Raw genomic sequence first — 25,223 nt, forward strand, 5'->3', positions numbered from 1 at the left:
TCGATTAAAGTACAATTTATCCGTTTAAATACACTTTTATTAAAAATTAACGATTTTTTTAAATTCTTGAAAATACTTAGGTATTATAATTTAAGGATTGTCAGCGTTGAAATAGTAGTTATTAAATTCAGCATAATTCCAGCATTTGAAATTAATTTTAATGTCGGTTTATTTGAGGTTTTAGTGCTTAAATTTTTACATAATTGATAGAAATAGTATTTGATAATGATTTATAGCTGTAAAGTTGTCGTTGAGTTTCCTTTTTTTATATATTTAGTGCCATTTAAAAAATCAAACCACTATGAAAATCACTAAATTACTATTGTTTGCTTTATTGTTATGTGTTGGTTTTGGCTATGGCCAAAAGAAACTCACAGGAAAGGTTGTCAATTACAAGAACAAACCCGTTGCGGGAGTCAAAATCTATTTGGATACTGTTTATTCAAATGTAGCAACCAATAAAGCGGGCGAATTTGAGGTTCAGCTTCCGGAGCATGTGGGTGCAATTAATATTTTTTCGTATGATTATGGTTTACTGTCCTCGAAATTCAATAACGAAGACAAGATGAATTTTATGTTTTTAGAACCGGAAAAAGAAGCTAAAGTCCGACTCAAAAAAGGGGATAAAGTTTCTATAGGCTACTCAGAAGTGGATCAAAAATTTTTAGTCAATACTACACAAAGTATAACGGAAACTACTGATAAAAATGCAGCAATCTATGCCAACATATATGACATGATACGAGGTCGTCTAGCGGGAGTTTCGGTATCAAGAGATAGAAAAATAACTATTAGGGGGGTAAGTTCACTTCGTAATATTTCAGAACCATTATTTGTTGTTGACGGGATGATTGTATCGAGTATTGATCATATTTTGCCTAATAATGTGAAAAGCATAAATGTACTAAAAGGAGGAGATGCCGCTATTTATGGTTCACAGGCTTCGGCGGGTGTACTCGTGATAAAGACAAAGTAGTCTTATTAGTATTTAAAAAAAACAAAAGAACTCTGAGTATTGTATTCAGGGTTTTTTTGTTTCAAAAGGTTTGCTCAGCTAGCTGTTTCGGTTGGTTGTATGTTACTTTATAACCTTTTTTAATACAAAGAAGAGAAAATTAGTACGGTATTACAAAACATGCCTTTTAGTAATACAATCTAAAATCGAGTAGTTTACATAGATCAAAGTATTTTTGATGTAATTCTTCTACAATTTCGGTAACGTCTTCATATTCTTGACAAAAGTTAAAGAAAGCCCGATCGAGCGTACTAATACTGGCTATTTTGGTATAAGGTAAGCCATAACCTGAAATGGCACGAGCTCCTGTAACATCTAGAAAGTATTGCGCTTCTTCCTCGTCTAAGTCCACTATTTTAGCATTGGCAAAATGGATTATTTTTCCTTTCATTTTTCCTTCAAAGAGTTCAGCTATTTCTTCAAAACTATAGTAGTAATCATTGAGACAAATGTTATTTCCTTCGCCCGGCATGACTAAGTAAATGATTTCGTATCCCTTGAAATTGTGATCGTCATAGAGTAATGCGCTTAAACTTTCTTCTAATCCTTCTATGGTATCACAGGTTTTGTAAATGCTGGTAATGCCTTGTTCAAAGGCTAATTTTTCTAAGTTTTTGACTACTTCGGTAGTCGTGTGTATTTCTGTATCAGGAACGGCTTCGAGACAGAAAATGAATTTGTCAGGATTCATAACATTGGATTTGTGTAGTGTCTTATTGCTTGCAAATATATGTTTTTTAGGAGATAAAAAACTTCGAATTTAAGTGGATTGGCAGGGTATTCAGGATTTGATTTCTGTCTTTTTATAAAAAAATCAATTGAATAGAAATGGTAATATAAGGGAAACATTCTCTTAATATAGTGTACTTATTTTCGTAAAAACAAATTATGAAAAAGAGACGAGAAATCCCTTTGGTGGTTTTAAGTGATATCCATTTAGGGACTTATGGTTGCCACGCCAAAGAATTATTACACTACTTAAAATCCATTCATCCCAAAATACTCGTATTGAATGGTGATATTATTGATATCTGGAGTTTTAGCAAAAGCTATTTTCCGGCATCCCATATGAATGTCTTGCGACAAATATTAAAAATGTCCAATCAGGGAACCCGAGTAATTTATATTACAGGAAATCACGATGAAGCTTTACGCAAATATTCAGATTTAATTTTAGGCAATTTTGAGTTGGCCGATAAATTAATTTTAGAATTAGACGGGAAAAAAACATGGATTTTTCATGGTGATGTATTCGATTCTTCTACGAAAGGCTATGCTAAAATTATAGCCAAATTAGGAGGGAAAGGGTATGATTTGTTGATTTTGATGAACAGTTTTATCAATTGGTTTTTAGTCCTTTTGGGAAAAGAAAAAAGGAGTTATTCGAAAATGATTAAAGACAGTGTTAAAAAAGCGGTTTCATTCGTCTCTAATTTTGAAACTACTGCCGCCGAAATTGCGATCCAAAAAAACTACAGTTATGTCGTATGCGGACACATTCATAAACCGCAGATGAAAGAAATTTCAAATGAACACGGAAAAGTACTGTATTTAAATAGTGGCGATTGGATTGAGAATTTAACCGCATTAGAATACAAGAAAAAAAAATGGAGTATTTATTATTATAACAAAGCCGAATACGTTGGTCATGACAATAAAGACGAGGTGGCGATTCATGATATTGTAACCAAAATTTTATCAGAAGATTAGCATGTAGTAGCTGTCATTTGACCCCAAAACACTTTATTCAATCGAACTGATTTTTATATCATAAATCAGTTTCGGAACTCTCTAAAAATACCACAATGAAAATATTTTACGCCATTCAAGCTACCGGAAATGGCCACATCAGCCGAGCGATTCAATTGTATCCTTATTTACAAAAGTTTGGTACCGTTGACTTTTTTTTGAGTGGGAATTATGCCAGTCTTGATATTAATTTACCCATTACTTATACGAGTAAAGGATGCAGTTTACACTATAGCAAATGCGGTGGTTTGGATTATTGGGGAATTGCCAAAAATGTTCAACCCATGCGAATGTTCAAGGATGCGAATGCTTTGCCTTTAAAAAAATATGATGTAGTTATTAATGATTTTGATTCGATAACGTCCTTGGCTTGTAAATTACAAAAAGTACATTCGGTTCAGTTTGGTCATCAAGCCAGTTTTATTTCAAAATTGACGCCTAGACCTGATAAAAAAAGTATTTTAGGAGAAACCATTTTTAAGCATTATGCGCCATCTCCGCAACACATCGGATTGCATTTTGAGTCTTATGATTCTTTTATTCATCCTCCAATTATAAAAGATGAAATCCTGCAAGCTACACCAAAGGATCTCAATCACATTACGGTTTACTTGCCTTCTTTTGATAAAGAATGTTTAGAAAAAGCATTTCATAAACTTCCGCAACAGGAGTTTCATTGGTTTTTGGGCGATGTGAAATTCAAACATAAAATTGGTAATATTACCTATTATCCTGTGAATCAAAAAGATTTTAATGAAAGCCTGATACACTGTCACGGAATTATTACCGGCGGTGGATTTGAAACGCCTGCCGAAGCTTTGTATCTTAAAAAGAAAGTACTTAGTATTCCGATTTTAAATCATTATGAACAGGAATGTAATGCAGCCGCGCTCAAAAAGTTAGGTGTTCCAGTGCTTTATGAAGTTGGTAAAGAATTTGAACTCATTATAGAAAACTGGCTGAATACAACTACTTCAATTCCAACAATAAAAGCCAATAATGTTCCCGAAACCTTACAGTTTTTATTTGACACGTACTCGTCCTCATAATTAATAACTCTTTTTTGAATAGTGTAAAAACAGTTTGTTTTGCGCTTGTTTTTGTGTTAAAAATCACTGTTTTAAAGGCGATTAACCTTAAAAAATTCAAATAATTTTTATTATATTTGATAAGAGAATTGGTTTGTTTAGGAGGTTTTTTATACTTCTTTAAATGAATAAATTAGACTCCAATTTCTCCTTATAAATATATTTTAACAACTAATTATTTCACTATGAAAAAAGGTTTTTATATTTTGATACTTATTTTGACGTTTTCTTTGGCTTGTTGCCGAAGCAGTAAATGGTCAAACTTAGACGCCAGTCAAATCAACGGGCATCCCGCATGGATGATGCAAGGCAATATTTATGAAGTTAATGTTCGTCAATACACACCTGAAGGAACTTTTAATGCGTTTGCAAAACATCTGGATCGACTCAAATCAATGGGTGTAGAGACGATTTGGTTCATGCCGATTAATCCTATCAGTAAATTGGACAGAAAAGGTACTTTAGGCAGTTATTACGCTGTTTCGGATTACACGGCAATTAATCCTGAATTCGGAACATTCGATGATTTTAAGAAACTGGTACAAGCTATTCATGATAAAGGAATGAAAGTGTTGATTGATTGGGTGCCTAATCATACCGGAGCTGACCATCGCTGGATTACAGAACATCCGGAATTTTTTGTAAAAGACAATTCTGGCAAAGCAGCAGTAGCATTTGACTGGGCGGATACGCGACAATTGGATTATAAAAATTCAATAATGCAAGACAGTATGATTGCTGCAATGAAATTCTGGGTCAAACGTACCAATATTGACGGATTTAGATGTGATGTGGCATGGAATGTTCCTGCTTCATTTTGGAACAAATCGATACCACAATTAAGAAAGATGAAAAATCTTTTTATGCTTGCAGAAGGTGATAGTACCTATCTTCCAAAGAGTGGTTTTGACGCTGTATATCCTTGGCATATGTTCAAAATAATGGAAAAAGTAGCCAAAGGGGAGAAGACCGCACTCGCTTTAGACAGTATCAATAAGGAAAATGAAATGTTATATCCGGCGAATACGATTCAAATGTATTTTACCAGTAATCATGATGAAAATAGTTGGAATCATGCTGATTTCGGAACTTTTCCCGGAGCTGTTCACGCGCCATTTGCTGTTTTTTCACAAACGATGAAAAATAGTGTTCCTTTGATTTACAGCGGACAAGAAGAGCCTGTTTTAAGAGCTTTAGAATTTTTTGAAAAAGATCCAATTACTTTTAAAAATTTTGAAAGAGAAAAATTCTACAAAACCTTACTCGAACTCAGAAAAAGAAACGAAGCGCTTTCAGCGAATACCTCATTTAGAAAAGTATTGGTTGGTGATGAAAAAGCTGTTTATGCTTACGTAAGAGAAAAAGGAAATAAAAAAGTATTCATTATTCTGAATTTTTCAGGTACAGAGCAGTCTGTTTCCCTAAAAGAAAGTTCTTTATTAGGAAAAGCATATAATGTCTTTGAGGAAAAAGAGTTTTTTTTAAATGCTAAAGAACGAAAAATAAAGCCTTGGGGCTATGAAATTTATGAGTATTAATTCGTTTTGAATAGATACATGCATTTTTCTGATTAGGTTATTGACATAAAAAAAACGGCTGAAATTTATTTTCAGACGTTTTTTTTATTTCTATACATCATCATTTGTTTTTTATGAAGCCAGACGGATTTTATTGTTATATAGAGTTTTCTATTTCACTAAAATGCTTTGAACATTTTCAACTTGGCACTCATCAGAGTTTTAAATTGTGCTAAATAGTATAGTAAGATTTTATTTTACTTCTACAAATTCGCCTTGAACGATGTTATTGCAAGGAGGTAATTCCTCTTTTTCACATCCGCACAAAAATAGAATTACTAGTATACCTACTATTTTAAAACTGGTATTAATTACTTTTTTCATAGTTATTTTGTTTTTAATATTATGTTAATAAGTTTCAGTTCATCTCCTATCGAAACAATATAAGAGTCTGTTGTGAGGTTAGTAAATAAGGCCTCACCATTTTTAATTTTTTTGGTCAAAATTGTTTTACCATTGCTATTAATTGCTACAGTCTCGCCTTCCAGTTTAGAGACTACTTTTATAGCTCCACCTGCATAACAAACGGCATCTTTTTTATAGAACTTAGTTGGAGTACTGGTTTGGTTTACAGTAACTGAATAAGAGGTTAAGCTTGATTCATCTTCAGACAGCACTTCGTAGGTTATTGTAGAAGAAAAATTATCGGTAAATTCACCTGATTTTTGTTCTATTCTGTTCTTTAAGAGCTTACCACCTTTACTCAATGTGAATACTGGTTTTAGGGCAGTGATATCGTAACTGTCATATAAGTTTATAGTAACGTTCCCATTATTAATGACCGATGAAACACTTTTTATATCTGTAAAATTGAAAGACAGCATTTCGGACTTGTCGTTTAATGCTGGTTCGGCAATACTGTAGGATTGAAATAAATTTCCTCTATGCTCATTTACTCCAAAAATAATTTGTTTGGTAACAACGGTTGTTTTATCAACTGCACTATCGTATAATTTGAAATAAACTGTTTCATCTTGTGTGTTCGAAAATACGGTCAGATACGCATAATAAGTAGCTTCGTTGGGAACATAGGTAACGCCACTTGTTCCTCTGCAGGTACTCCCTACGAACGCTGCTACTTTGTCATTTGCGCCAATTAATTGTTTTCCGTCCACATTAAGTTTTGCTACAAAAGTCATGGTATACTGATACGCGTTTTCATCTACTTTCCAAGTGGGCGCTTGCGCGAACATTGCAGGAAAAGAAAGACATAATAGTATAAAGCAAAATGCTATTTTTTTCATAAAAAAAAGATTTTATTCCGAAAAAGGAAGCTTTAAAAGGCTTTTTTTCGGAATTTTTTATTTTAGTTTTTTATTATTTTTTGTAACACAATTTTCCCGGCTATCTCTACTCTAAGAATATAAATTCCACTTGTGATATTCGGGTGTATTTTTAGTACAGTAGCTCCAGCTTGTGTTTCGAAAGAGCCAGTATACACCACTTGATTGAGCATATTGTTGATTGTTATTTTTGCATCACCACTCTCTTCTGCATCAATAGCTATTACAAGTTCATTTTGAAATGGATTTGGAGAAACACTTATTCTTTCTTCTAACCAGTCGATTACTATTGGATCCGAAATACTACCTAGAATAGCATCGCTTGAGAAGCTAACTGATTTTTTTGTAGCCTGTATATCCTTTCCAGAACCGATATAGGCAATTAGTTTTTCCGGCTGATTGCCATAAATAGTTACGAAAGCCAGATTTGTACCATTCACATTTTCTGTGGTGGTATTTCCTCTTAATTGGCCGGTTTCATTATAAAAAGCCAAATTCTCAAAACCTTCGGGTACTTTTACTATAGCACTCATAGTATTCGGGAATTGTGCATATTGATTAGACAATACCTCATTATCTGTGCCTTTTATTCTTCCTGTATTAGGATTACTCATTTTATTACTCGCTTGGTTTAAATATTCTGGATACATAAATTTTTGAGCGGAGGCAACTTTTATCATGTATCCTTCGCCAGCTTTTAAATAGGTTAAAGATCCTTTCCAACCAATAGAAGAACTATAAATAGCAAACAAAGATTGAGATTTTATAAAATCACCATCATTTGCATTTAGGTTGGCTAATGCATCTCCAATCGGTACGTTTTTAGTTACTATAAAAGGAAGCCAGTTCCAATTTTGGGCTAAATCAAAGGACCAAGTGTTTAAGTCTACAGGAGTCCCTTTAATGTTTAGTTTTTGTGCGGTTGCCAGTTTTATTTTATACATTTTAGTACTGGAAACACCACCACTGCTAGAAATTCCGCCCGACCATCCATTGTTTGTTGATCCCAATGAATAAAACTGGTAGGAATCAAATAAAGCAGGACTATTGGATTGTATTAAATCGGAGGTGCTTAAATTGAGTCCGGTGGTTAACAGATTCAAGTTATTAAATCGAGAATCATTTACGTTAAATGAAGTCCAGGTCCAACCTTGATTCAATAGTAGTTGCTGACCCGTTACCCCTGTATTTATAAAAATGGTGGGCGATGTATATGTTCCAATAAGAGTGTCTGCCAAAAAGGGTTTTGTAATTGCATCGTTTAAGGAAGCTTCTTTTAATTTTCCGTCTGATGCGTCCCAAATATAGAATACAACATTTTCTCCGCTTAATTGATTGCTGTAGACGGTCAGATATACAAAATATTCATTGAAAGCGGAATCAAAAACAACATTAGTCATCCCTCGAACTTCGCCGTTTACGAGTGCCACGACTTTGTCGTAGGGATCATCAGAAAAAACATCATTCAGCTTGATTTTTCCAATGATATTCATTGATTCTGTGAACTTAGTAGGGTCTAATAGTAAGATTGGTTCTTTTTCAAGAACCCTTAAGTCCAATTGAATTTTTTCATTATAGCCATAATTAGTGGCTAATGATAAAACCGTATTATAATTTCCGATGGCCAAATTATTGTCTACAGTTGCTTTTAGTGTCACTGTATTATTTGGGGCAATTGTCCCCGATTGAACTGATAGGGTCAACCAACTTGGTGCATCAATAACATAAGGCTGTGATTGCCCTCCTTGATTAATCAAAGTGATGTCAAAAGTCAAATTTTCATTGGATCGCTTCATTAAATCGACAATGCCATCATGTCCTTCAACAAACCATTTCATTGGATTTTTATTGATGTAAGCATTCCAAGTTACCGCTGAGACTTGGCTATTGTCTGATAAATCGTTAAGATTAGAAACCGTTATTTTTGCTACCTTTCCCTCCATGCTTGCCCAATCAGTAATTTCAGGAATCAACACGATTTGATCTCCATTTATTACGGCGTTCAAAACAATAGATTCTGTAGGGCGAAACGGTTTAATTCCTGGAGTGGTATCTGTAAAAGCAAGTAGATTACCGTTCAATAAAGCGTAGTTGCTTTCTGAAGGGGTAAAATATTTGGGCCCCAAAATATTTGGCGTTTCAGGTTTATTAAAGGAAGAATACAAAAGTAAACCAGTACTTTCAGGATTAACTTCATAATATTGGTCGGCTTTGATTTGATCGGCAGTAAGCGACATGTTCCAAATGCAAAGTTCTTCAATTAAACCTTTGTAATAGTTATCCACGGAATTTAGGGTTCCTCGTGCTCCCACAAATAAATTACTGGCAACAAATCCGCCTAAATCTGCACTAGTATAAGAGCCCAGTTCTTTACCGTCAACATACATTCTAACCGTTCCATTTCTAGTTAAACTTAAAGCAATATGATGCCAGCTGTCATCATTTACTTTAGTTGTGCCAAAAGGGAATTTTTTGTTTTCAGCTTGTAATTCAATTCCGCCAGAGGTAGTAAGGTTAAATGCCCATTTGTTTCGATATCCGTTACTCTCTAGTAAATCCGTATCATCCCCTTTTCCATTTGATAAAAGCGTTGCAACACTAGCTTGATTCGTTTTCATCCAGAAAGAAAGTGTGGCATCCATTTCTTTGGTAATATTGACTTTTGCTATTTTATCCAGTGTCAAATAATTAGTACCATCAAAGGAGTATGCGGTTCCTTTTGGAAAAATATCCCAGTTCGTATTGCTTAAGACTAAATGTTTGAATCGCGCCAAATCTTTGGCAACAATTCCATTGCCTTCATCCATTGGCCAATAGCCCAAAAGGCCCAGTTCATTGCCATTAAATACCGTATTCATATTAATAACGGCCAATTCTCTGGTTATGTATTTTTTCCAAAACCGCAAATCGTGTACATTTCCTTTGAATGTATTTCCTCCTATTACAATAGGATTTTCATTGGTCAAATTAATCGGATTAGCGATTGGAATACTTATAATCTCTCGACTATTTTCGATAATAGTTAATTTACTAGCAGTAGCATCATATGAAAGTGCATAGTAATTGAAGGTGTTGTCTTTGGTTACTGTTGCACTAATAGATTGCCCACCAATAGTATATTTCAACACATCATTTGTCAATTCTACTTTAATTCCCCCATTTTGATTGAGTAGCGTAGAAGTTCCTGTTGGGCTGGTATTTTTAAGCCAAAATTCAATACTAAAATCTCCAGTAGTTAAATGGGGTTTTTGTATTGTGGCTGTATTAGTAGTTCCATTAAAAGCTAATGAGACTTCATGTTTTACAGGTAATTGGTTTTTCTGAACTAAAAACTCAAACTTGGTTACCGTACCGTTGATTTTAACTGGTTCGTTAAAACGTAAGGTAATGTCATCTCCTAAATTTAAAATACCGTTTTTTGGCGTGGGTGTGCCAAATAAGACCGGAGCTGTTAAATCGACATTTCCGGTTATAATTTCGGATTCGTAAGCGGTTTGGTTAAAACAACTGGTTCGTGCACGAATCTCATAGCTTCCGTTGCCTAAGCCTAAGCCAGCAATATCCCAAGCGTAGTTCAATTGATTGCCTGCAATAAGTTCTACATTGGTATCGCCACCGGTTAGAGCAGTAGTGTAATCCGATTGATTTTTGTAGTAGGTTCGTAAACCAATCCAATTGGGAGTTCCTTTTAATCGGTATTCTAAATTAATTTTTTGGAAACTAGCAAAACTGGTATTATAATCGCCTAATTTGATATTCAAAGGTTTACTTAATGCTCCGTTAAAAGCGGTGTTTTTATTCAAAAGCCAATTATTTGGCGGACTCATAATTGTTACTGGAGAACAGGCAGGTACAAAACTAGCCGAAACCAATACTTCATCTGTTGCATTGCCATCGCAAAGAGATTCAAGTATCACTCGGATATTATTGTAATTAAACTGGTCTTGCTTAATTTTCTTGAGTGTCATGGTGTATAACACGGTTTGTCCTGCCGGAATATTGATTAGTGTTCCATTCGGTTCAATATTAATCAATGCATTATCAGGATTTGTACTTTGATCAATGCTAAGTTGAAATGTTGCCACTTTATTAATGGTACTGGTATTTCTCAATCGAAGTACAAATTCGGCATTTCGACCTTCAAATATACCAGATACGTTGGATGCAACTACGGTTATTTCAGGTAGCTCTAAAGGGATAGTTGCTACAGATAAAGGTTTACGTTGATCCTCTGCGAGATCAACTATGCTTGCCGTTGTTGATGTTACATTAGGATGCGTTGGGTTGTAAAAATGGGATAGTTCTTGTCCCTCGTACGGGCAAGAGGTTTCTCCACCTTTGGTAATAAAGATAGGACCGTTGCCATCAAAAGCATTAATTACATCCACACTTAACAAATTGCCTGTATCACTATCTTTCAAGGTATAACTGATGTTGGTGCTTTCATTACTGGTATCCTCACTAGAGTTTTCAGTTCCTGTACCGCTATTTGTTTTGGTTTCCATTTCAAAACCGGTTTCGTTGAAGGCTGCCCCAAAAGCTAAAGCAATGGAAGCATCAATTTGTAAAGAATACGATAGAGAACTTGATGTTAAACGTTCTATTTGATAGCCTTTTGTAAAACCACCAACACCGGCATCCAAAGAAATGTTTTCATAAAAAGTAGCATTTAATAAATCTTTTAGTTGTTTGGCTGAGGCCGATAATATATTGGTTCCCGGGTCTTTCAAACTCTCAATGATGGCGTTTAAAGAAGATTTGAGTTTATCTTTGTCGTTTAACGCTTGGTATTTTGCTAATTCATTGTTCAGAATTATTTTTCTCCACAGGTTTACCGACGATTGGTAGGCATTTTTTGTAAGTACTCCATTTGTGTTTTCAGTTAGTGTACCAGCATCAATTTGTCTAATAAATTCTAAATACTTTGGTATGATTTCATTTAATATATTATGTTGAGAATAGACAAACAATGTTTTTTCCGGGGCTTCATTAAAGTATAACGCTTTATTAATTTTAGGGAATACTTGTGTAATATTGGAATTACTAGGTTTAACTACACTAATTGGACTTTGCGGAGTTGTTTCTGTCGGTTGTGTTGTTGATGCAATTAAATCATTATAAGTTCCATAAAATTGATTGGCGGATGTGCCAATATATAAGTCGGCATCACTACCAATCCAACTTGGATCATCACTAGTAGAAATGGTTTGATTGAAAGTGTAAGTATTTGTTACGCTTTTTCCATTTGTAGATGATTGTGCCATGGTAACGCCGGAAGAAACATCATTTGTAACTTCTGTTTCCATAACAGGTCCCGCAAGTCCGCCGCCCAAACTAAGTTTAAATCCAAGAGAAACAGTTCCATTTAATTCACTGCCATTGTTCACGCTCGATGAGTTTTCTTTGGTAAAGCTAAAAGAAGAACCTTTTTCTATGGTAGCCGAACTCTGTGAACCAGGAGGGTCCCGCAATACAAAATCAGGAAATTCTGGCCCTGCTGTTACAAATGTTTGAGTGCCATCAGCTACGCCTCCTAAGATTATTCCTTCGGTTTTATAATTCTCTAACGGAGTATCCACTCCATTAGATCTGTACTTCAAATCAATAGTTCTTTTATAACCGCTAGTCGCATCTGTATTGGGGATTCCTCCCCTAAAGCTATAGATGAGTATGCTAGAGTCAGTTGCCGAAACTTCTGTTTTTTCACTGTTTTCTAAGGCTAAACTATTGGTAGCAATGATAGAGCCACCTTCTACAGGAACTGTGTTTACAACAGGAGTTGCTCCACTATCATAATTTGAGTACCGCTCTTGACCTTGAATTCGAATACTATAATCACCAAATTGGCTATATATTGGCGTGACTTGATTTGCGGCAATGGTATAGGTAACCCCATTTGCTACAATTTGTGTATCCGAGGTTTGGCTTAAAACGGTGTAGATAGGTTTGGCTATATGGGTAAATTTGAGAATTTCTTGAAAAGGCTCTCCTGTAATAGTTGTATTTCCTTGCACAAATGTGGGATATTGTAAGGCTTTTATGGCTGTAAAATTAATGGATTGGTCGGTATCTAACAGTAGTCTATTGTCTGGATTTTTACCACTGCTAAAGATCAAATCATATTTGGAAAGTATATAATTCAGAGGTAATACTTTAATACTATATTCTCCTGTTTCTATATTGGTTTCAAAACTAGTCTTATACTCAGGTGTTACGCTTGTTGCACCGGCAGGGAGGTAACCCAATGTTAGTCTGGCTTTTCCAATATTATTGATCGAGGTATAAGTAGTTGTTCTATCGATACCGCTAGCATCTTTATAAGAAAGGGTTTTCTTTCCGTTAGCTCCAAAACCAATTGTTTTTTCTGATTGTGTCGTTCCTCCTACAACACGACCTACCACAATTATTTTAGTATTATCAATGAAGGTAACTGGCTCGTCTCTATCTTCAAAAAAGTCTTGATAGGTATTAGTATAATACGTTTCTCCATTGATGACCGAACTCGTTTTGGCAGGGAATCTACCATCAAATTCAAAAGTATGGGAACTTTTAGTGATGCTAATAGCATGCTGTCCTATAGGGACTTCTATTGTAAATCGTCCGTTAATATCTGTTTGTATAGGAACATTGTTGGCATCAATTGCCGGAGCATTATCAATATTAACATATGCGCCAGTAACAGGTATAGTGGCGTATCGCCTCAGTCTTATAATTTTACCAGTGTTGTCTTTTTCGGCCCAATATTCTCCTTTTTGATATTTTAAGGTCCCTTTGGTATAGGCATTATAGATTTCATTGTCCTTTATATCTCCAGTTATTTCCGCATCGGAAGTAGGAGGGAAAACCCCTCTACTGTCATAAACAACGATTCCTCTGAATAAAAAAGACGATTGATCAATAAAATCTACATTATTGACTACGGTAGAACCCGAACCTAAAAAAGCTACTTCTTGTTTCGGATTGAATTCATGCTTTCCAAGCGAAGGTACTATGGTGAAAGAATCGCCATTACCAGCATAAGGTATAGCTGATATGACATAATTGCCAAACTCATCTGATACTCCTAAAACCCCGAGCTGGCTGTTGGTTGGAATATTATTACTATCCGTATCGCTGTTGGCCCAAGTAGGAGCTATTGTTGCGTTGCTCAATTTTGCATCGTTGCCGTGAAAAACAAAACCAGTTTGCGCTAGGTCATAGGCATAATCACCCATTTTTTCATTGGCTCTGAGGTAGGTATTCAAATAGGATTCATTGCCTTTGAGATATCGGCGATAATCACGAAGGATTTGTGAAGCGTTTAAGGCGGTTTCCCAAACTCGGAATTCGTCTAGCAGGGCTGTTTTGCCTCCTCCCATTTTAAAACTAATCCAGTTTTGCTGATCTCCACCAGCTGTAGTATTTAATTTAAGAATTGTATTGGTGCTTGTAAAAGTAACGCTTGTAGGTGGTCCAGTCAAGGTTCTTTGTGCAAAAATGGTATTCATTTTAGCTGCATAAGCTGCCGAAATTAATCGGCCATTGATGTAAATTTCAGGAATTTTATTATCTCTTAATACGGCGCTAAAATGGGTAAATGAAGTGTTTATACTAGTGATGGGCACTAAAATATCATCTCCTTTATTGTCTGTTTCACCACTTGGAATATAATCACTCAAACTAATAATATGGGGACCTAAGGAGGCTGTCAGTACATTTTTTCCATTTACCAAAGCCATTTTAACTTTAAAATTCAAAGTTTCGGCACGATTACTCGCCAGACTATACAAGGTTAATTCATCATTGTTAAAAGCACTTTCGGGTTTAGCCCAAGTTTGTATACTGATGGAATCTTTTAAACTTTTATTCAATTTCGCTACTGTAACATAGCTATTACTTGGTACTTTTAAAGAACTGCCAAAACGTAAGGTGCTTCCTGTTGGATTGGCAACTATTGATACATCTTTTACTGGATTTCCTCCTGTGTAACTAATATTTCCCGTAATTACTCCTGTTGGATTTCTATAACCGATGCCCGTAATATATGTAGTATAAAGTATTTCTAAACCGTCAATTTCAACTCCCTTTGCTGCTATTTTATAGCGGTACAATTTTCCTCCTTCTACATTAGTGTCTGTAAAAGTTCCCGCATCTGCTGCTAATGTTTTCAATGAGGTTCCCCAATTTGGATTCAAACTGGAGACATCTTCTGTACGATATACTGATATACTAATAATTTTATCTCGGTTTGTTTTTATGTCCCAGTTGATCTCAATTCGGTCGCTGTAATAGCCTTTGGATACCGTGAAGGCATCCTCGGAAAAAGTATTGTATCGGTATCGAATTCCCCAAGGAAAGCCTAAATCTTTGCTGTAATTCTGAGTTGAAGCATCATTGACAGTTGAACCTTTTGTGAGTCCCATATAAGGCAGTCCTACTTGGAGACTTACACTTCCAATGGTAAATGTCTTATTCACTCCATTAACGGGTTTGGTTAAGGTTAATCCCAAACGGTCTTTTTTGGAAGCCGCTGTACTAATCACCGATTTTACACCCAATTTTTGTTGGGCAATCAAAGTGCTATAACTGAGTATTACAAGGCACAATACAAGAATATATTTCATTCTAGGAGAATTTTGTTGGAGAATAAGAAAACGAATAGGGGAATTGAATTAGTGATTATATTTTTATAATCCAGTTCACACCCCAGTTGATAGGACGTGTTTCTGTATCTCCTGTAGTATAAGTATCCCCATAGACATTATGAGTGTGATTACCAGCCGTATTTGTTGGTATAGTGTAACTAGGCCCTCCATCACGTATTAAACCAGTACCATTAGGAGTTCCATTTCCACTGTTATTATAATCATCATTATAAAAATTAGTTGAATGATTATGTGCCCCCGCAGCATTTGTATTAAGATTTACCACATGATTATGAGATTGAAAAGAATCCATCTGGGCCCCCATTACAGCTGGTCCTATTTTACCGTTTCCACTACCTGCTCCACGTAAGAACATGGCTTGAAGCGCAGGAGTATTGTTACCTAAAAAGGCTCTCAAATTTGCATAATAAGGAGTATTAGGAATAGCTCCTCCATCACAAATCAACCATCCGGTAGGCGCTACAGTTCCTATATAAGCAACGATAGTTCCAGTAGGTACTCCGTTTTGTGCATAAATAGCATAAGGTACAGCTTGAAGTTTTTCATTTGAAAAAACAACACTTCCTTGGGTTACCTTCAAATAAGCTGATTGTGTGCTAATGAGATTATATTGTGCTTGGTCTATTGTTAAAACATAAGAAAAAACACCAAAGTTATCAGTTTTGACGGTTGCAGTCTGGGTCAAAATAGCGGTCTCAGTGGTACCTATTAAATAATATACATTGAATATAAGCTCTAATACGTCAATGTTAGCCAAAGCGGCATTCGTTTCGTCTCGTGCAATTCCTTGAATGGACATACCAGATGAGGTAACATTAGTTTGAGCATGTACTGTGACAGTCGAAAAGAGCCCTAAAGCAACAAATAAAACAAGGTAGATTTTTTTCATGATTTTCATGTATAGTTAACATTATATAGCAAATAACTACAGAAAGGGAGGAAAATAAAAATTCGTGACTGTAATATGCTATATTTGTGACACATTTTGAATATTTGACACATGTTTTTAAACGTACTATCTCTACTTGTTGGTTTTTTGTGCCTCTTTGTCGCTGTTTTAATGTTTTTTAATTCAAAGCCTAATCGCAAAATAAATATTTATCTAATAATTATTTTATTTGTAGCAGGATTGCAGCGTTTTTCGAATGCAATTGAGGTTTTGGGAGTCACGACAATTACCTTTAGCCCCTTAAAGATAAGGTTGACCTTAGCCTTTTATATTATTCCAATTTACTATTTGTTTTTTAGAAGACTTATTCATAAAAAAAGGCAAATCAAAAAAGAGTTACTGCATTTTATTTTGCCAACTGTGTTAGTATTGATTGATGTTTTGATTGATGGTTATAAAATTAACCATCTTTTCTACCTAGTCTTTTCCGTTTGCTATTTTGTGTCTATATTATTGCTAGTAAATAAATTACTACAAACAAAGAGACTTTCTATGTTTGAAAAAGGTAGTTATAAAACCATACGAACTTGGACCCTGTTAATGACTATTATTGCCTTTTCTTTGGTAGTTTGTTCTAATTATTTTTTATTTAATGAAACTACATCCAAAATAGATTTGAATGTTTTTTATCGTGTTTCGTCTTTACTATGGCTGACGGCTTTGATTTATATATTTAAAAATCCAATCATTATTTTTGGTGAACACAATTTTTTGAAAAGTCTACATAAAAACGAATTACAAGACCTGTTAATCTGGCATACTAAGTCTCTGAAAGTAATCGATGAGAAGGATAAAATGATTTACAATGCTATTTTTAACAAGATTGATTCCATTATTTTAGACATTCAAATATTACAAAAATCTGTTGCAGTAATCTCTACAAATACTTTAACTGCAAAAACTATAGCTCGAGAGCTGAAAATACCTAAAAGTCATTTAGAATTAGTTTTCAAATATTATTGTCATTATTCCATTAATGATTTTAGTAATTTAGTCAAAATAAATTATGCTTTATCACTTATAAACGATGGTTATTTGAAAGATTATACAGTGGCCTCTTTGGGAGAAAAATGCTTATTTAATTCCCGATTTACCTTTTCAAAAAATTTCAAAAAATTTACAGGCCTGTCTGTAAGCGATTTTATAAACGCACAAATTAAGTAGTTTATAAAAATATATATTTTAAATATCTTTGTGTCTCACCAAAATGTTTCGAATATACTTTTCGTGTTTGTTGTACAAATAATTACGGAAGATTTAGGACTATTGAAGAGAGAATCTTTAAATTTCCTTGCTCCAAATGGAATGTAGGAAAAGTTTTAACTTTGTTTAAATATTTTTATATTGATAGTGACTGCGGCATTGAATGATTCTAATTTTTGGAAACAAAACTTCTTAAGTAAGAATAATTAAACAATAAATATCATGAACCTCAAGTTAAAATTTGAGTTTTTTATGATAGTTCAAAAATATTTTTCTCCTTCACTTTCCTTCTTGAGAGAATAATAGGAACGGGATTTAAGTTGCTAAAAACATAAAAAAGCCCTAACATATTGATGTTAGGGCTTTTGATTTAGTAGCGAGACCGAGATTTGAACTCGGGACCTCAGGGTTATGAATCCTGCGCTCTAACCGACTGAGCTATCTCGCCATATTCAAGATATAAATCCTATCCTGAATGCGGGTGCAAATATAAAAATAATATTAGAGGTTGCAAGTATATTTTTAAGAAAAAAAAATATTTTTAAAAATGCTTTTTTTTCGGACTTATATTCCTATATTTCGCAAAAATTAAATGTAGCCCATGGACTCAAAAATACGTTACGAAATCGAATTCCCTATAAATTCTTCTCCTCAGTTGTTGTATCAATACATATCGACTCCATCAGGTTTGTCAGAATGGTTTGCCGATAACGTAAATTCACGTGGAGAATTTTTTACGTTTATATGGAATGACTCCGAAGAGAAAGCCAGATTGGCTTCTAAGAAATCTGGAGAGAAAGTGAAATTTAAATGGGTAGATTCGGATAATAAAGACACGGATTATTTTTTTGAATTACACATTTTAGAGGATGACATCACAAAAGACGTGTCGTTAATGGTCATTGATTTTGCTTTTAAAGATGAAGTAAAAGAAGCAACCCAGTTGTGGGAAAATCAAATATCCGATTTGAAACATCTTATCGGTTCTGTATAGTAAAATTGTTTTATATGATATATCTTTGCCCTGAACAAAAATTCAGGGTTTTTTTATGGTAAATTTTAATGGGATTTTAGAAGCACAAGATTCAAATATAGTAACTCAAAATCGCGCTTTTTTATATGGAGATGCTGTTTTTGAAACTGTTAAAATAGTAAATGATAAAATTTTATTTTTAGAAGATCATTATTTCAGATTGATGGCTGCTATGCGAATCGTTAGAATGGAAATCCCCATGAATTTTACCATGGATTATTTTGAAGAGCAGATTCTTTATGTAGTCAAAAATAATGGTTTTTCTGCTTCGGCAAGAGCCAGAATTACAGTTTATAGAAATGATGGCGGGTATTATTTGCCTAAGAATAATACAATTTCCTATCTTGTTCACGCTACCGCTTTAGAAAATACTTTGTATGTTGCTCCTGAGGGTGATTTTGAGGTGGATTTGTACAAAGATTTTTATGTTAGCAAGCAATTGCTCTCTACTTTAAAAACAACGAATAAGATCTTAAATGTTGCTGCTAGTATTTATGCGGATGAAAACGGATTAAACACATGTATTTTATTAAATGACAGCAAGAATGTTGTTGAAGCCGTTTATGGTAATCTTTTTATGTTACAAGGTAATACGTTAACCACACCACCTGTTTCTGAAGGATGTGTTAATGGTGTTATGAGAAAGCAGGTCTTGGAACTGGCAAAAAAGATAGAAAATCTTGAAGTTATTGAAGCCATTATTTCGCCGTTTGATCTTCAAAAGGCCGATGAGTTATTTTTAACCAATGTTATAAAAGGAATTCAGCCTATAACGAAATATAGAAAGAAAGAGTTTGTTACTGCTAAAGCAATGCTTTTAATACAAAAGCTTAACGATTTGGTGCGTCAAAATTAGTTTAGAAGTGGATTTTCAGGTGCATTAGACCAGATAACATAATCTCCTCCTAATTCAATGATTTTTTCTTTCCAAAAGTGTGTAGTTGATTTGCCTATGATTTTATTTTCATAACTGTTTGCGGCAATAATCCACGAATTGCATTCCATTTCTGTGGCTAACTGGTCTTCTTCCCAGCCGGTATATCCCAAGAAAAATCGAATATTATTTTTGTTTATTTTTCCTAAATTGATGAGGTTTTTAACGGATTCGAAGTCGCCTCCCCAGTATATTCCATTTGAAATTTCTATACTATTAGGAATCAAGTCCGGTACGTTGTGGATAAAATAAAGATTATCCTGTTCAACGGGACCGCCATTGTAGATTTTAAAATTAGCATTGATGTCAGGAAGTAAATCTTTGATGGTATATTTCAAGGGTTTGTTAATAATAAAACCCACAGATCCTTCTTGGTTATGATCAGCTAATAAAATAACAGATCTGTTGAACGACAAGTCTCCAATTATAGAAGGCTCAGCAATAAGCAAGTGTCCTTTTTTTAATTTTTCTGAAATCATGGCTCCTTTTATTTTTACTAAATTTAACAATAATAAGTTTAGTTAACCAAATAAAATCGTCAAAAGTCATAAAAAAACCTTCCAGTTGGAAGGTTTTAATTATATCAGGAAAACTTAATTAGTTTACTGCTCCTTCTAATTCAGCACCAGCTTTGAATTTTACTACGTTTTTTGCAGCTATTTGAATAGTTTTTCCAGTTTGAGGATTTCTTCCGTCTCTAGCAGCTCTAGCAGAAACTGACCAAGATCCAAAACCTACTAAAGATACTCTTCCACCTTTTTTCAAAGTACCACCTACATTACCTAAAAATGATTCTAAAGCTAATTTTGCTGCAGCTTTTGTAATTCCTGCATCAGCAGCGATAGCGTCGATTAATTCTGATTTGTTCATAATAAATAGTTATTAATTGTTGGTTAAAAAAAATTGTTAATACACAAATTTAGTAGGAAATACGTTCCTTGCAAGCGTTTTCGTTAAATTTAGTTGGTTTTGTTGATAACTTGTTTTTTTTGTTCATAAAGCAAGGTTTGTTATCGAAAAATCATCGACGAACGCCCGTTTTTACTGATGTTAGTAAACTTTTGCGTTTTCTGAAAAAGTGATTCCATTCAAAAATTCAGATGTACTCATCTTTTTCTTGCCCGGAAATTGTAAACTCAATACCTGAATGAAGCCGTTTTCGACTGCTATTTTCATTTCTTTTTTGGTGCAAACCAAGCTCCCAATTGCTTTTGTGTGTTCTTCTGAAATGATTTTTGCTTCGTGAATCTTCACATTCCATTCTTCCTCTTTGTCGCTAAAAAAACACCATGCAACCGGATATGGACTTAATCCTCGTATCAGATTGTTGATTTCGGAAGCTGGTTTTGTCCAGTCAATTTTGCAATTCTCTTTATTAAGCTTGTATGCTGTTTTGATTTCGGCAGTGTCTTTTTGTATTGTGGTCGTCACATTTCCTTTTTCTATCAAGGCTAAGGTATCAACAACTGTTGCGCTGCCCAACTGCATTAAGCGGTCATGCAGTTGTCCGACATTTTCTGTTGGTTCAATTGCAATTTCTGAGCTTAAAATCATTGCGCCGGTATCTATTTTGTCATCAATAAAAAAAGTGGTCACTCCGGTTTTTGTTTCCCCGTTGATGATAGCCCAATTTATTGGAGCCGCACCCCGATAATTCGGCAGGAGTGAAGCGTGGAGGTTAAATGTGCCTAATGATGGCATTTCCCATACCACTTTTGGTAACATTCTAAAGGCGACTACAATTTGTAAATTGGCATTCAACGCTTTTAATTCTTCTAAAAAAGTTTCGTCTTTCAGGTTGGTGGGTTGTAATAAAGTAAGATTGTGTTCAACTGCATATTCTTTTACAGCAGAATATTTTATTTTTTGTCCGCGACCGGCCGGTTTATCCGCTGCGGTTATGACGCCAACTACTTCATAGTTATTTTTGATTATGGTGTCCAGGATTCCAACGGCGAATTCTGGTGTTCCCATAAAAACAATTCGTAATTTTTCCATTATAATTTTATTGAATATTTATTGTTTGAATGTATAAGGAGTGCTTCTTTTTCTAATAATTCCTGTAATACAAAGATAACATCCTTAGCGTTTGTATTTGTTCTGTTTTGTATTTCTCTTGAATTTAATTTTTCGGTTTTTAAAAGTGTCAAAATTTCTTTCGAAAGCGATGCGATATCGACCGTTTGTGTTTTTTTTGAAATACAATAGGAGCAAATTCCGCAATCGTTGGTTATTTTTTCTCCAAAATAATCCAAAATCAATTTGTTTTTGCAGGTCTTTTTTTCATTAACATAATGCAGCACCGCTTTAAGTTGTTCTGTTTTTAGCAGGTTTTGCTTCTCTAAATATTTTGAAACCCGATTAATCGTCCTTTCATCTTCGCGAATTTCATTAAAAATTAAAGTAGTGTCATTGTTTTTAGCATGGTATTCAATGATGTCTTTTTCTTTTAGTTTATGAAGAACAGCTTGGATTTCGGATTCTTTGTGATTTGATTTTTTGGCAATCAGTTGTAAATTGAAAGCGGTTTGCATTTCGTAAATTCCTGGATAAGTTCGCAAGATGGTCAGAATAATTTCCTCGTCGTTTGAATTCATACTAATGTATCGAATGACTTCTTTAGACGGAATCAAAAATTGCATGGTAATCTTCTCCGAGAATTCTTGGGATAAATTCAGGATGCCTTGTCTGTCCAGAAATTGCATCGCATTGTATGTTTTTAAAATCGGGAAGTCATATTTCAGGCAAAAATGATTTAAATTGAACGTGAAACGTTGGTCCATGCCTTCGCCGTAAGCAATCTGAAAATAATTGCACAACTTGATGTAAACCGCAGTCAGAAAAGGTTTGTCGGGAAGATTGCGTATGAATTGATTTTCGGCCTGAAAAATATCCGAAGGACTGGTCAATACCACTGAAAATGATTTTTCACCATTTCGACCTGCGCGACCGGATTCCTGATAATAATTTTCAATGTTTTCAGGAAGTTGTATGTGAATGACGGTTTTTACATTGGCTTTGTCAATTCCCATTCCAAATGCATTTGTTGCTACAATCACCTGAACATCTTCCTGCATCCACAGCTGCATGTTTTTATCTTTTTCTTTTGGCGAAAGCCCACCGTGATAATACGTTGCTTTAAATCCTAACGATTGCAATTGGCTGGAAATATCCAAACATGATTTTCTGTTTCGGACATAAATGATAGACGGTTGAGGGTTTTTCTCCAGTATTTGTTTGATTCTAAAAAGTTTGTCTTCTACTTCAAAAACCATGTACGCAATGTTTTTCCTTTCAAATGATTTCTGGAATAGTTGCGGATTATGCAATCCTAATGCTGTGATGATATCGTCCTGAACTCTGGGTGTTGCGGTTGCGGTCAAAGCCAAAAATGGAATTTTTGGGAAATGTTTTTTTAAATCGGAAATTTTCAAATAAGCAGGGCGAAAATCATGACCCCATTGCGAAACACAATGTGCTTCGTCGATTGCAATAAGGTTTACGGGAAGACTTTTGATACGATTCAGAATCCAATCTGATTGTAATCGTTCCGGGGAAACATAAAGGAATTTATAATTTCCGAATTGGCAATTGTCTAAAAGGTCAATCATTTCGTCTGATTTGATACCTCCGGTCAATGCAATTGCTTTGATGTTTCGTTTTTGCAAATTGGCTACCTGATCTTTCATCAAGGCGACCAAAGGAGAAATTACCAGACAAATTCCTTCTTTCATCATTGCAGGAACTTGAAAACAAATTGATTTTCCGCCACCGGTTGGCATAAGCGCAAAAGTATCCTGACCGTTTAAAACGGAATCGATAATCTCGTTTTGAAGCGATCGGAAGCTGTCGTGTTTCCAATATTTTTGAAGAATTGCTACTGCTGTTTGCATACTTTTCAGATTTCGGTCTTTATAGTAGTCCTACGGTTTTATAGCGTAGCATCAATTGAAAATTTCAATTTTTAATCTGTAAATTATTTTGAAATTTTATCTAAGATAAAAAGAATTCTGTTATCTACACTATCTTTTGGTACTTCTATAAGTTCGTATCCGTAATTTTGATAGGTTTCTGTAAGGTGATTGTAGATAAGTTTTGCTTGTTCGAAGTTTTCGTAACGTTCTCTGTCGCTTACATAAATTTCTTCCCAAGGCGGAAGAATAAATATCCGGGTATAGATGTGTTCTCGGCAAGCGGTGTCAAAAAAAGAAGGATAACTGTCTCCAATATAGTGCATATATGCCAGAACATCAGGGATTCCTCTGTCCAGAAAAACAACTTCGTGCGGTTCGTTGCAGGCGCTTTCGAATTGTTTTTTTCGCCCTTCAAGCAATAATTCGCTAAATAACAACGGGTTTTTGAGGAACAATTGTTCAATTCCCTGTTTTTGTGCTTCGAGAGTTACCTGTCTGGAAATTTCTGGATAGCAGCAATGACCGTTAGCGATTAATTTCTCGATAATACTGGTTTTTCCTGTTCCCGGACCGCCAATGATAACTATGATTTCTTTCTGCACTTTTTACAAATAAGGCGCAAATTTACCTAAACTAATTGGGATTTCGAAAAGAATTAAAAGATATAATTCTGTTTCTATTTAAAAAAAAAGGAAATCCTTTATTGTAATTCCTAAATCTAAAATCATTACCGTATATTTGCCTTTATTTTAATTTAAGAATGGATAAAGACAAAGAAAAAGAGACTGCTGAATTTTATGAAAGATTAAAAGTAGAGTTGGATATGAGTAATACTTGGCCGGCTTTATATTTGTTTAAATTCATCGTTCCGAGTGAGGCAGATAATGTTGAGCGTGTTGAATTGACTTTTGATTGTATGGGAGCAGTTATAAAAACAACGAAATCCAAGACAGGGAAATTCACCAGTATTTCTGTTGACGTTCAAGTGAAAGACGCACAAGAAATAATAGATAAGTACCAAGAAGTAGCTACAATAAAAGGTATAGTTTCCCTATAAATATGAACACAAAATATATAAAAGAAAACGCGAACGATACGGTTCAGCATTTGGAATACAATGCCGAAAGATCGCATTTAATTATTCCGGAGTATGGCCGTCATTTGCAAAAACTAATTGACCAAGCCACTGCTATAACGGATGTTGAAGAGCGTAACAAAGCGGCAAAATATATCATACAAGTAATGGGAAGTTTAAATCCTCATTTGCGTGATGTGCCGGATTTTCAGCATAAATTATGGGATCAGTTGTTTATTATGTCTGATTTTAGATTAGATGTAGAATCACCTTATCCAATTCCTTCCCGCGAAGTATTGCAACTAAAACCAGATGTTTTAAAATACCCGCAAAATTTTCCAAAATACAGGTATTACGGCAATAATATTAAATATATGATTGATGTTGCCAATAAATGGGAAGAAGGAGAAATGAAAAATGCATTGGTGAAAGTAATCGCCAATCACATGAAAAAATCCTATTTGAGTTGGAACAAAGACACCGTAAAAGATGATGTCATTTTCGAACATCTTTATGAATTATCAGACGGGAAATTAAATATGTTGCAAAGCACAGAAGAACTGTTGAATACAACTGATTTACTTCGAACAAACAAACGTATTTCTAACAAAATTACACCAATAGGGCAGCCTAAAATTCAAAGTAATAAGAATTTGAAAACAGGAAAGCCAAAACCATTTCAAAAAAACAATCCAAAATAAAAAGGTACTAAAACAGAATTTACTAAGGTACTGCAAATAGAAAACGAGCTGTAACCT

The 25,223-nt window shown here is 34.5% G+C and carries 18 protein-coding genes and 1 tRNA gene; 9 read left to right on the forward strand and 10 right to left on the reverse strand.

The window, feature by feature from the left end; translation table 11 throughout:
- Positions 1–301: 301 nt before the first annotated feature.
- Entirely contained in the window at positions 302–976 is a 675-nt protein-coding gene (locus O6P34_RS08285) for a TonB-dependent receptor plug domain-containing protein (protein ID WP_269684045.1), read from the forward strand.
- A gap of 166 nt (positions 977–1,142) precedes the next feature.
- Here the strand turns inward: O6P34_RS08285 and O6P34_RS08290 are convergent, their stop codons facing one another.
- On the reverse strand, positions 1,143–1,706 hold the full coding sequence (locus tag O6P34_RS08290) for a DUF6642 family protein (RefSeq protein ID WP_269684046.1): 564 nt from the start codon (positions 1,704–1,706) through the stop codon (positions 1,143–1,145).
- A gap of 197 nt (positions 1,707–1,903) precedes the next feature.
- On the opposite strand from O6P34_RS08290, the gene O6P34_RS08295 reads away from it, so the two are divergent.
- From O6P34_RS08295 to O6P34_RS08305, 3 genes are all read left to right on the forward strand, one after another.
- A complete protein-coding gene (locus O6P34_RS08295; RefSeq protein ID WP_269684047.1) occupies positions 1,904–2,725 on the forward strand; it encodes a UDP-2,3-diacylglucosamine diphosphatase in 822 nt (273 codons plus the stop codon).
- Positions 2,726–2,820: 95 nt separating this feature from the next.
- Positions 2,821–3,813 carry a glycosyltransferase family protein gene (locus tag O6P34_RS08300; protein WP_269684048.1) on the forward strand — a complete coding sequence of 331 codons (993 nt, stop codon included), beginning with the start codon at positions 2,821–2,823 and terminating at the stop codon, positions 3,811–3,813.
- A 224-nt stretch (positions 3,814–4,037) separates the two neighbouring features.
- Positions 4,038–5,390 (forward strand): alpha-amylase family glycosyl hydrolase, encoded by a 1,353-nt coding sequence (locus tag O6P34_RS08305; RefSeq protein ID WP_269684049.1) that lies wholly within the window; start codon positions 4,038–4,040, stop codon positions 5,388–5,390.
- A 365-nt stretch (positions 5,391–5,755) separates the two neighbouring features.
- Here the strand turns inward: O6P34_RS08305 and O6P34_RS08310 are convergent, their stop codons facing one another.
- The 3 genes from O6P34_RS08310 to O6P34_RS08320 all read right to left on the reverse strand — a co-directional run bounded on the left by O6P34_RS08310 (position 5,756) and on the right by O6P34_RS08320 (position 16,156).
- Positions 5,756–6,673, reverse strand: a complete 918-nt coding sequence (locus O6P34_RS08310; RefSeq protein ID WP_269684050.1) for an SGBP N-terminal domain-containing protein — start codon at positions 6,671–6,673, stop codon at positions 5,756–5,758.
- Between the two features lie 62 nt (positions 6,674–6,735).
- Positions 6,736–15,315: a LamG-like jellyroll fold domain-containing protein gene (locus tag O6P34_RS08315; RefSeq protein WP_269684051.1), complete on the reverse strand. Its 8,580-nt coding sequence runs from the start codon at positions 15,313–15,315 to the stop codon at positions 6,736–6,738.
- A gap of 55 nt (positions 15,316–15,370) precedes the next feature.
- Positions 15,371–16,156 carry a tail fiber protein gene (locus tag O6P34_RS08320; RefSeq protein WP_269684052.1) on the reverse strand — a complete coding sequence of 262 codons (786 nt, stop codon included), beginning with the start codon at positions 16,154–16,156 and terminating at the stop codon, positions 15,371–15,373.
- 201 nt (positions 16,157–16,357) lie between these two features.
- Here O6P34_RS08320 and O6P34_RS08325 point away from each other — a divergent pair, with 201 nt between their 5' ends.
- Entirely contained in the window at positions 16,358–17,470 is a 1,113-nt protein-coding gene (locus tag O6P34_RS08325; RefSeq protein ID WP_269684053.1) for a helix-turn-helix domain-containing protein, read from the forward strand.
- Between the two features lie 413 nt (positions 17,471–17,883).
- On the opposite strand, the gene O6P34_RS08330 is transcribed toward O6P34_RS08325, so the two are convergent.
- A tRNA-Met gene (locus O6P34_RS08330) sits at positions 17,884–17,957 on the reverse strand.
- A gap of 153 nt (positions 17,958–18,110) precedes the next feature.
- Here O6P34_RS08330 and O6P34_RS08335 point away from each other — a divergent pair.
- Entirely contained in the window at positions 18,111–18,503 is a 393-nt protein-coding gene (locus tag O6P34_RS08335) for an START-like domain-containing protein (protein ID WP_269684054.1), read from the forward strand.
- A 55-nt stretch (positions 18,504–18,558) separates the two neighbouring features.
- Positions 18,559–19,398, forward strand: coding sequence for an aminotransferase class IV (locus O6P34_RS08340; protein WP_269684055.1), 840 nt, complete (start codon positions 18,559–18,561; stop codon positions 19,396–19,398).
- Here O6P34_RS08340 and O6P34_RS08345 read toward each other — a convergent pair.
- From O6P34_RS08345 to O6P34_RS08365, 5 genes are all read right to left on the reverse strand, one after another.
- A complete protein-coding gene (locus O6P34_RS08345) occupies positions 19,395–19,955 on the reverse strand; it encodes a YqgE/AlgH family protein (RefSeq protein WP_269684056.1) in 561 nt (186 codons plus the stop codon). The two genes, O6P34_RS08340 and O6P34_RS08345, sit on opposite strands and share 4 nt — an antisense overlap.
- A gap of 118 nt (positions 19,956–20,073) precedes the next feature.
- Positions 20,074–20,346 carry an HU family DNA-binding protein gene (locus tag O6P34_RS08350; protein ID WP_073017033.1) on the reverse strand — a complete coding sequence of 91 codons (273 nt, stop codon included), beginning with the start codon at positions 20,344–20,346 and terminating at the stop codon, positions 20,074–20,076.
- A gap of 180 nt (positions 20,347–20,526) precedes the next feature.
- On the reverse strand, positions 20,527–21,474 hold the full coding sequence (fmt, locus tag O6P34_RS08355) for a methionyl-tRNA formyltransferase (RefSeq protein WP_269684057.1): 948 nt from the start codon (positions 21,472–21,474) through the stop codon (positions 20,527–20,529).
- On the reverse strand, positions 21,474–23,369 hold the full coding sequence (locus tag O6P34_RS08360; protein WP_269684058.1) for a RecQ family ATP-dependent DNA helicase: 1,896 nt from the start codon (positions 23,367–23,369) through the stop codon (positions 21,474–21,476). Before O6P34_RS08360 ends, fmt begins: the two co-directional genes overlap by 1 nt.
- 83 nt (positions 23,370–23,452) lie before the next feature.
- A complete protein-coding gene (locus tag O6P34_RS08365; RefSeq protein ID WP_269684059.1) occupies positions 23,453–23,992 on the reverse strand; it encodes an AAA family ATPase in 540 nt (179 codons plus the stop codon).
- Positions 23,993–24,150: 158 nt separating this feature from the next.
- Between O6P34_RS08365 and O6P34_RS08370 the strand changes: the two genes are divergently transcribed.
- Both O6P34_RS08370 and O6P34_RS08375 read left to right on the forward strand, forming a co-directional pair.
- Positions 24,151–24,447: a DUF493 family protein gene (locus tag O6P34_RS08370; RefSeq protein ID WP_269684060.1), complete on the forward strand. Its 297-nt coding sequence runs from the start codon at positions 24,151–24,153 to the stop codon at positions 24,445–24,447.
- Between the two features lie 2 nt (positions 24,448–24,449).
- The gene (locus tag O6P34_RS08375) at positions 24,450–25,166 is read left to right on the forward strand and encodes a DUF4290 domain-containing protein (protein WP_269684061.1); all 717 of its coding nucleotides are present in this window, start codon (positions 24,450–24,452) and stop codon (positions 25,164–25,166) included.
- Positions 25,167–25,223 lie beyond the last annotated feature (57 nt).

This window comes from Flavobacterium lacustre, assembly GCF_027474525.2.
GTDB classification, from domain to species: domain Bacteria; phylum Bacteroidota; class Bacteroidia; order Flavobacteriales; family Flavobacteriaceae; genus Flavobacterium; species Flavobacterium lacustre.

What these genes read in the sequence shown, in the direction of transcription:
- O6P34_RS08300 (WP_269684048.1), top strand. Translation starts at nt 2,821, where the DNA reads ATGAAAATATTTTACGCCATTCAAGCTACCGGAAATGGCCACATCAGC.
- fmt (WP_269684057.1), bottom strand. Translation starts at nt 21,474, where the DNA reads ATGGAAAAATTACGAATTGTTTTTATGGGAACACCAGAATTCGCCGTT.
- O6P34_RS08340 (WP_269684055.1), top strand. Translation starts at nt 18,559, where the DNA reads ATGGTAAATTTTAATGGGATTTTAGAAGCACAAGATTCAAATATAGTA.
- O6P34_RS08335 (WP_269684054.1), top strand. Translation starts at nt 18,111, where the DNA reads ATGGACTCAAAAATACGTTACGAAATCGAATTCCCTATAAATTCTTCT.
- O6P34_RS08295 (WP_269684047.1), top strand. Translation starts at nt 1,904, where the DNA reads ATGAAAAAGAGACGAGAAATCCCTTTGGTGGTTTTAAGTGATATCCAT.
- O6P34_RS08310 (WP_269684050.1), bottom strand. Translation starts at nt 6,673, where the DNA reads ATGAAAAAAATAGCATTTTGCTTTATACTATTATGTCTTTCTTTTCCT.
- O6P34_RS08345 (WP_269684056.1), bottom strand. Translation starts at nt 19,955, where the DNA reads ATGATTTCAGAAAAATTAAAAAAAGGACACTTGCTTATTGCTGAGCCT.
- O6P34_RS08350 (WP_073017033.1), bottom strand. Translation starts at nt 20,346, where the DNA reads ATGAACAAATCAGAATTAATCGACGCTATCGCTGCTGATGCAGGAATT.
- O6P34_RS08325 (WP_269684053.1), top strand. Translation starts at nt 16,358, where the DNA reads ATGTTTTTAAACGTACTATCTCTACTTGTTGGTTTTTTGTGCCTCTTT.
- O6P34_RS08375 (WP_269684061.1), top strand. Translation starts at nt 24,450, where the DNA reads ATGAACACAAAATATATAAAAGAAAACGCGAACGATACGGTTCAGCAT.
- O6P34_RS08360 (WP_269684058.1), bottom strand. Translation starts at nt 23,369, where the DNA reads ATGCAAACAGCAGTAGCAATTCTTCAAAAATATTGGAAACACGACAGC.
- O6P34_RS08285 (WP_269684045.1), top strand. Translation starts at nt 302, where the DNA reads ATGAAAATCACTAAATTACTATTGTTTGCTTTATTGTTATGTGTTGGT.
- O6P34_RS08320 (WP_269684052.1), bottom strand. Translation starts at nt 16,156, where the DNA reads ATGTCCATTCAAGGAATTGCACGAGACGAAACGAATGCCGCTTTGGCT.
- O6P34_RS08315 (WP_269684051.1), bottom strand. Translation starts at nt 15,315, where the DNA reads ATGAAATATATTCTTGTATTGTGCCTTGTAATACTCAGTTATAGCACT.
- O6P34_RS08370 (WP_269684060.1), top strand. Translation starts at nt 24,151, where the DNA reads ATGGATAAAGACAAAGAAAAAGAGACTGCTGAATTTTATGAAAGATTA.
- O6P34_RS08290 (WP_269684046.1), bottom strand. Translation starts at nt 1,706, where the DNA reads ATGAATCCTGACAAATTCATTTTCTGTCTCGAAGCCGTTCCTGATACA.
- O6P34_RS08305 (WP_269684049.1), top strand. Translation starts at nt 4,038, where the DNA reads ATGAAAAAAGGTTTTTATATTTTGATACTTATTTTGACGTTTTCTTTG.